The sequence below is a fragment of the uncultured Allobosea sp. genome (assembly GCF_945956895.1).
Taxonomy (GTDB): domain Bacteria; phylum Pseudomonadota; class Alphaproteobacteria; order Rhizobiales; family Beijerinckiaceae; genus Allobosea.
Map to the genome: position 1 here is coordinate 1 of NZ_CAMFJF010000133.1, position 4555 is coordinate 4555.

General features: G+C 66.4%; 4 protein-coding genes. All 4 read left to right on the top strand.

Annotated elements, in window-relative coordinates; all coding sequences use genetic code 11:
• On the top strand, positions 1 to 1746 hold a 1746-nt coding region (locus Q0Q02_RS23240; RefSeq protein WP_293813143.1), incomplete at its 5' end, for a glucan ABC transporter ATP-binding protein/ permease.
• Positions 1747 to 1800: 54 nt separating this feature from the next.
• On the top strand, positions 1801 to 2781 hold the full coding sequence (locus tag Q0Q02_RS23245) for a TRAP transporter substrate-binding protein (RefSeq protein WP_293813144.1): 981 nt from the start codon (positions 1801 to 1803) through the stop codon (positions 2779 to 2781).
• A gap of 108 nt (positions 2782 to 2889) precedes the next feature.
• A complete protein-coding gene (locus tag Q0Q02_RS23250; RefSeq protein WP_293813145.1) occupies positions 2890 to 3999 on the top strand; it encodes a calcium:proton antiporter in 1110 nt (369 codons plus the stop codon).
• Between the two features lie 101 nt (positions 4000 to 4100).
• Entirely contained in the window at positions 4101 to 4436 is a 336-nt protein-coding gene (locus Q0Q02_RS23255; RefSeq protein WP_293813146.1) for a DUF1330 domain-containing protein, read from the top strand.
• Positions 4437 to 4555 lie beyond the last annotated feature (119 nt).

Consider the following 4555-nt stretch of genomic DNA (forward strand, 5'->3'; position numbering starts at 1 on the left):
GCGCTGGCCAATATCGTGCTGGCGGCCGTCGCCTTCGCCGAGCCGATGCTGTTCGGCGCGCTGATCGACCGGCTGACCACGATCCAGGCCTCGGGCGGGACGCTGACCTGGGCCAGCATCAACCTGCTGATCGTCGCCTGGGTCGGATTCGGCCTGACCAACATCGCGATGGGCGTCTTCGTCGCGCTGCATGCCGACCGGCTGGCGCATCGCGCGCGGTTGGCGGTGATGGCGCGCTATTTCGAGCACGCGCTGTCGCTGCCGCTGGCCTATCACACGCAGACCCATTCCGGCCGCGTGCTCAAGGTGATGCTCGACGGCACGAGCGCGATGTGGGGCCTGTGGCTGTCCTTCTTTCGCGAGCATTGTGCCTCGGCGGTCGCGCTCTTCGTGCTCCTGCCCTTCACGATCTGGAAGAACTGGCAGCTCGGGCTGCTGCTGATCGCGCTCGTCCTGCTGTTCGGCTCGCTCACCGCCTTCGTGCTGCGCAAGACCGATCGTTTGCAGCGCAATGTCGAGGCCTATCACTCCAGCCTCGCGGAGCGGGCCTCCGACGCGCTCGGCAATGTGCCGGTTATCCAGAGCTTCACCCGCATCGAGGCCGAGGTGCGCGGCCTACGCACGACCATCGCCAATGTGCTGGCGGCGCAACTGCCGGTCCTGTCCTGGTGGGCGGTGGCCAATGTCGCGACGCGGGCCTCGGCGACGCTGACCGTGCTCTTGATCTTCGTTGTCGGCACCTGGCTCCTGATGCACGGCCAGACCACGGTCGGCGAGATCGTCACCTTCATGGGCTTCGCCACCATGCTGGTCGGGCGTCTCGAGCAGATCGTCGGCTTCGTGAACTTCATCTTCATGCAGGCGCCGAAGATGCGGGAGTTCTTCGAGGTGCTCGATACGCTGCCGAGCGTGCGCGACCTGCCCAATGCCAAGGATCCCGGCCGGCTCGAAGGCGCGGTCGCCTTCGAGGATGTCTCCTTCTCCTATGACGGCAAGCGCGCGGCCGTGCGCGACGTCTCCTTCTCGGTGAAGCCCGGCGAGACCATCGCCGTTGTCGGCTCGACCGGCTCGGGCAAGTCGACGACGCTCGGGCTGCTGCATCGCGCCTTCGATCCGCAATCGGGCCGGATCACCGTCGACGGCACCGATATCCGCGAGATCTCGCTGCTCTCGCTCCGGCGCAATATCGGCGTCGTCTTCCAGGAGCCGATGCTGTTCGCCCGCTCGATCCGCGAGAACCTGCTGGTCGGCAAGCCCGATGCCACAGATGCCGAGATGATGCAGGCGCTGGAACGCGCCCAGGCCGCCGAGGTGATGGCGCGTCAGGTCGACGGGCTCGACACGCTGGTCGGCGAGCGCGGCCGCACGCTCTCCGGCGGCGAGCGCCAGCGCTTCTCGATCGCGCGCGCGCTGCTCAAGAACCCGCCGGTCCTGATCCTCGACGAGGCCACCTCGGCGCTCGACGCGGCGACCGAGGTCAAGCTGCAAAAGGCGCTGGAAGAGGTGATGAAGGGCCGCACCACCTTCGTCATCGCGCACCGGCTCGCGACGATCCGCAATGCCGACCGTATCCTGGTCTTCGAACAGGGGCAGGTCGAGGAGATGGGCACTTTCGACGAGCTCGTCGCCAAGGGCGGTCGCTTCGCGGCGCTGGCGCGGGCGCAGTACCTCGTCGCCGACAAGCCTGTTTCCGAGCCGGTTGCGGAGACACCAAGTCCGCTGGCGCAGAAATTGCGAGCCGATTGACGGGGGATATCCCTCTTGCTGGAATGCTCCGGCAAAGATCAGGGGAACATTCTCATGCGATGGCTGGCTGCCGGTTTCGTCGTCACAGGTCTCGTTTTCGGTGCTGGCGCCGCGCTGGCGCAGACAAACTGGGAAATGCCGACAGAATATCCGGAGACGGCGATCCCCGGAGAAGGGGTGGCGAGCTTCGCCAGGCTCGTCAATGAACGAGCCGGTGGGCGCCTGACGATCAAGCCGAGCTTCGACGCCAAGCGCGGCATCAAGTCGGCGCAGATGATCGCCGCCGTGCAGAAGGGCGAGGTTGCGGCAGGCGATGCCTTCGCCGGCGCGCTCGGCGCGGTCGATCCGCTGTTCGGCCTGTCTTCGCTGCCCTTCCTCGCGACCTCGATCGCGGATGCACGCCGCCTGACCGATCTTGCGCGGCCGGCCTACGAGAAAAAGCTCGCGAGCTTCGGCCAGAAGATCCTCTACACGACGCCCTGGCCGGCCTCCGGCATCTGGTCGAAGGCGCCGCTCGATTCGGCCACTTCCCTGACCGGTCTGTCGATCCGGACCTATGACGCGACCTCGACCGCCGTGATGAACGCGGCTGGCGCCAAGGCCGCCAATCTCTCCTTCGCCGACGCAATGCCGAAGGTGAAGGATGGCTCGGTCGTCGCCGTGCTCTCCTCCGGCGACGGTGGGGCAGGGCGCAATCTCTGGGATTTCCTGCCGCATTTCACCGAAGTGAACTACGCGATGCCGATCTCGCTCGCGACGGTCAATCTCGCGGCCTACGAGGCGCTGCCGGCCGATCTCAGGCAGGTCGTGGACGCTGCGGCCAAGGAGACCGAGCAGCGGCAATGGGCGGCGATCCGCACGCGGCTCGACGAGAACTACGCGCGGATGCGGGCGAACAAGGTCGCGATCCGCGCCGAGGTGCCGCCGGACGTCGCCCAGGCGTTCGCCAAGGCTGGGCGCGGTGCCATCGAGGACTGGCGGCGCAGCGCCGGGCCGGATGGGGTAGCTTTGCTCGATCAATACGAGAAAAAATAGCCGTCCGGTCGAGGTTGTGCCGCCGCAGCAGAGGGATCTGTCGAGACAGGCCCTCGAGGACTGTGCGACTGTCGCAGCATTGCCGCCGATGATCAGAGCCATTTCAGCATGATGATGCTTCGCCTCGCCGCCGCCTGGGCCTCCGTTGCCGCCTTCCTGCTGTTCGGCGACACGGTGCTTGGCCTGCTCGGTGCGCCGCTGCCGTCGCTGCTGGTCTTCTCCTGGCTGCTCGGCATCATCATCTGGTCTTCCTTCGGCGTGGTCCATGAGGCCGAGGACCTGGCCGAAAGGCTGGGCGAGCCCTATGGCACGCTGATCCTGACGCTCTCGATCGTCATCATCGAGGTGGCGCTGGTCGGCGCCGTCATGCTCGGCGCCAAGGGGGCGCCGACGCTCGGCCGCGATACGATGTTCGCCGTGCTGATGATCGTGCTCAACGGCGTCGTCGGCATCGGCCTGCTGATCGGCGGCTTGAGGCATTTCCAGCAGCGCTACAATCTCAAGGGCGCGTCGTCCTATCTGGCCGTGATCATCCCGCTGACGGTGATCCCACTCTTCCTGCCCAATTTCACGACGTCGACGCCGGACGGTACGCTGACCTCCTTCCAGGCGATCGCCTTCTCGATCTTCACGGTGGCGCTCTACGGCGCCTTCCTCGCCTTGCAGACAGGTCGGCACAGCATGTTCTTCCGCGAGCCGGATGAGGACGGCAAACCGATCCCCACCGTCAACGAGGGAGGGGAGCCGGTCTCGCCAACCTCGGCGGGCGAGGTGCTGCCGCGCGTCGGGTTGTTGCTCGCCAATATCCTGCCGATCGTCATCCTCTCGAAGGGCCTCGCCGCCGTGCTGGATTTCGGTATCGCCAAACTCGGCGCTCCAGCGGCATTGGGCGGTATCCTGATCGCGATGGTGGTGTTCACCCCGGAATGCATTGCGGCGCTCAGGGCGATCACCTCGAACCAGCTGCAACGCGCCGTCAATCTCTGCCTGGGCGCAGCCGCCTCGACGCTCGGCATGACGGTGCCGGCCGTGCTGCTGATCGGCGTCTTCACCGGCCAGCCGGTCGTGCTCGGCCTTTCCGCGACGAACATGGTGATCGCGGCGATGACGCTGCTGCTCTCGACCCTGACCTTCACCGGCACGCGCACGACGATGCTGGAGGGTGCGGTGCATCTCGCCGTGTTCTTCGTCTTCCTCGTGCTGGTTTTCAGCCCCTGATCGCAGCGTGATTACCCCGGCGGTAATCGACCCCATGCGCTTCAGGCGTCATGGCTCTCCGCAACGAACGGCCTTCGGGCCACCGATTGCAGGAGAGACCCATGACCGCCTATGCCATCGCCCATCTGCAGGATGTCCGGCTCGGCCCGGAGATCGTCGACTACATCGCGCGCATCGACGGGACGCTCGCGCCTTTTGACGGCCGGTTCCTGATCCATGGCGCGACGCCCGAGATCGTCGAAGGGCCATGGCCGGGCGATCTGGTGATCATCGCCTTCCCTGATATGGACCGGGCGCGCGCCTGGTACGATTCGCCGGCCTATCGCGAAATCCTGCCGCTTCGGACCGAGAATTCGCGTGGCGTGACGATGCTCGTGAAGGGCGTGGCGCCCGGCTATCGCGCGACGGATTTCCTGGCCAAGATCGGCCTCGCCTGACCTTGCTCAGGCGGCGAGCTCGTCCTCGATGAAGCCGCGCACCTCGTCGGCCGCGACGCCCGGCGCGATGAAGCTCTTGCCGATGCCGCGGGCGAGGATGAAGGTCAGCACGCCGCGCT

Coding starts and splice junctions, on each gene's coding strand:
- Q0Q02_RS23250 (WP_293813145.1), top strand. CDS start 2,890: ATGATGATGCTTCGCCTCGCCGCCGCCTGGGCCTCCGTTGCCGCCTTC.
- Q0Q02_RS23245 (WP_293813144.1), top strand. CDS start 1,801: ATGCGATGGCTGGCTGCCGGTTTCGTCGTCACAGGTCTCGTTTTCGGT.
- Q0Q02_RS23255 (WP_293813146.1), top strand. CDS start 4,101: ATGACCGCCTATGCCATCGCCCATCTGCAGGATGTCCGGCTCGGCCCG.